This is a genomic window from Methylobacterium goesingense, assembly GCF_022179225.1.
In the GTDB taxonomy this organism is placed as follows: domain Bacteria; phylum Pseudomonadota; class Alphaproteobacteria; order Rhizobiales; family Beijerinckiaceae; genus Methylobacterium; species Methylobacterium goesingense.
This window is the reverse complement of the sequence record NZ_BPQL01000226.1, coordinates 1-2849: the sequence shown is the minus strand read 5'-3', so window position 1 is coordinate 2849 and position 2849 is coordinate 1. Positions and strand designations below refer to the sequence as shown.

Here is a 2849-nt window from a genome sequence, read left to right as displayed (position 1 = left end):
CGACGGACACGATCCGTCGGCTGCAGGAACGGCTGAGGCAGGCCGGCTACTATCGCGGTCCGATCGACGGCAAGGGCGGCGCCAAGATGGAAACCGCTTTACGGAAGTGGCGCAGCGTCGGCATCCTCGACATGAAGTAGGGGGGACGCCGGGCGAGAGGGTGTGGGTGTCGGCTCATCCGGAACTCGCCACGTCTCGACGGATCGCCGTCCTGCGGCGCGGGAAACACCGTGCCGGCGTGTGATCCAGTTCGTCGGGTGGTCGGCCCCATTCCAGTCCCGCAAGCACGATTGGAATCGCCGACCCGCTTCCTTGAATCGCGAATCGCCGGCGGCCCGATCCCAGGCCGCCAGCGATTCGATAACACCCCCTTCCGCGATGCGTCGCCGGGCCTACAGCCCGACCGCCCTCGACAGGCGCGCATCGACAGTCTGCAGCGCCGAGGCGATGGCCCGGCCCTGGCGGGCCTGGACCCGGGCGACCGCCGGCTCGTCGGCGCGCAGCAGCGAGATCGCCTTGCGGATGGCCGTGACGGCCACACGCACCGCGGCCCGCGCTTCGCCGATGGTCGCCGCCGTGCGGACCCGCTGGGCCGCCTGACGGATGATGGCGGGAAGGCCGCGGAAGGCCGGCGGCAATTGCTGGACCCGAAGGTCGAGCGTCGCCGCGAAGGTCTCCAACGAATCACCGACGCAGGCGGTGTATCCGCCGACCGCCTTCTTGTTGGTCTTCTCGCAAGCATTCAGCTTGGCGTTGAGGGCGCTCGAGGCCGTGTTGATCGCCGCCAAGGTCTTGGTGCCGGAGGCGACCGTGCTGCTGCCGTCGCCCGTCCCGGAGCCGACGCCGAGGGTCGGGCCACCGCCGCCGAGCGTGATGCTCTCGGAGGCGACCGAGAGGTTGATGCTGCTGGTCAGGGGCAGGGGCGGCGCCGTGAGGTTGGTCAGGCCGATGGCGATGTTGGGCGTGACGGACGCATTCGCGATCGCGCTCGCCCGCTCTGCGGGCGTCTGCGGCGGAACCGGGACCGGGTTCACGGTGAGCGTGCCGTCCGTGTAGGTGATGGCGTAGTTCGACCGGTTGTTGGCGGTGTTCACGAGGCCGGTCCCTTGCGCCGCGCTGGCGACGATCGGGTAGGTGGTGACCGGGGCGCTGGCGGGCTCGCCCTGGCTCGTGAGCGTCACGCGCGTGACTTGGTCGCCGTTCACGAGACCCACCGGCTGGAACTCGGTGCCCGCGAAGGTGAATGTCTGACCAAACGTCTTGGTCTGGTCGTTCACCCGGATCGTCAACGGCGCGGGCGTGACGGCGAGGGTGCTACCCGTGCCGGTGACGCGGTAGTTGGTGTTTCCGGTGCTGACGAAGGGGGCGGCGATCGAGCTGATGGCGTAGTTATCGACGCCGCTAGTCTGCGTGGCCGACGTCGTGAGGAGGGTCGCGGCGCTCGGCTGGACGGTCGAGGCATCGAACACGTAGGTGCCCGGTCCACCGAAGACGGTGCCCGTGAGGAGCGGATTCGCCTGCCCGTAGGTCTTCGTCTTCGCGTCGGCGGAGACCGAGACGACGGGCGCGATGCTGTAGAGTTCAGGATAGAACCCGGCGCTCGGCGGGGCCCAGGTGGTCTGGAAGTTCCAGCCCTGGCCCGTGGCCAGCGGCACGAAGGTAGCAGCGTTCTGGAACTGCGCCGTGGTGAGACCTGTCGCCCCCGCGAGGGTCGCGGCATTACCGGCGGCGGCCGCCTGACCGGTGGTGGCCGTATCCCAGAAGGACGCGGAGACCGTGGAGGTGGATGATGGCGTTTCACCTCCTCCCGATCCATTGAAACCGACAAGCCCACCCGTTGACACATTCACCGCGACGCCGGCGGTCACAATCCCGGACGTGTAGGTTTGATTGAGTGTGCCCGTGTTGATGCCGATCAATCCGCCCGTACGACTGATTCCCGTGGCTGGAATCACGCCAACTGCATTCACTGCAGTTCCTCCAAACACTGAGCCCATTGAATAGGCTTGTGTGACCGAACCTGTTTGGAGATATCCAATCAGGCCACCCGTCGCGGTCGTGCCGTTCGCCTGTCCTCCGCGAACAGTGCCGCTCGATGACGCCTGCTGTATGGAGCCGCTGCCGGCGTTATAGCCGACCAGGCCGCCCGTGTAGCTGGCAGAGTTTTCCGCCACGTTGCTTCCACCGACAACGTTTCCGGTCGCATAAACTTGTCCGACCGTCCCACTGCTGGTGTTCCAGCCGATCAACCCACCCGTATCAGAGCTGACTCCGCCCGCACTGCTGCCAGAGACATTGCTCGACGAGAATGAGCGTGACACTGATCCCGAGCCGGCATTATTGCCGACCAATCCACCCGTTTCAGACTCCCTCGCCGCACCTCCGGTCACAGTACCACTCGAACTCGATTGACCGATTGAGCTTGTGCTCTGGCCAACCAAGCCCCCAGTATAGCTGAAGGTCGGATTATTGGTTGCGCTATTCGTGACGTTTCCAGAAATCGAAACACCGTAGATCGTCGAGGTGGTTGATTGGCCTACCAAACCACCGACAAAACTTTCTGAAGTTCCAGTATACCGTCCGATTACGTTGAAATTGATAAGCTGCACATTCGCTATGGTAGCGTTTACGGTGGTGCCGAAAAGGCCCACATATTGGTTCGCCGACGTGATGTTCAGGTTGCTGATGCTGTGTCCGAGACCGTTAAACTTTCCCGTAAAAGGGACGTTCACGCCGGTTGGGGTGGTGTTGATGGGCGCGAGGAGGGTGGGCTGACCTGCCGCATCGAGATTGTCTGCCAGCGCGAACCGGTTGTTCGCGGCGGTGGCGGTCAGAAGATCGCGCGGGCC

The 2849-nt window shown here is 64.8% G+C and carries 2 protein-coding genes; one reads left to right on the top strand and one right to left on the bottom strand.

Annotated features, from left to right (window positions below):
- Positions 1-11: 11 nt before the first annotated feature.
- A complete protein-coding gene (locus MFF30_RS26315; RefSeq protein ID WP_373321012.1) occupies positions 12-140 on the top strand; it encodes a peptidoglycan-binding domain-containing protein in 129 nt (42 codons plus the stop codon).
- A 252-nt stretch (positions 141-392) separates the two neighbouring features.
- Here the strand turns inward: MFF30_RS26315 and MFF30_RS25360 are convergent.
- Positions 393-2849, bottom strand: a 2457-nt coding sequence (locus MFF30_RS25360) for a beta strand repeat-containing protein (protein WP_283205939.1), incomplete at its 5' end; no start/stop codon positions are given.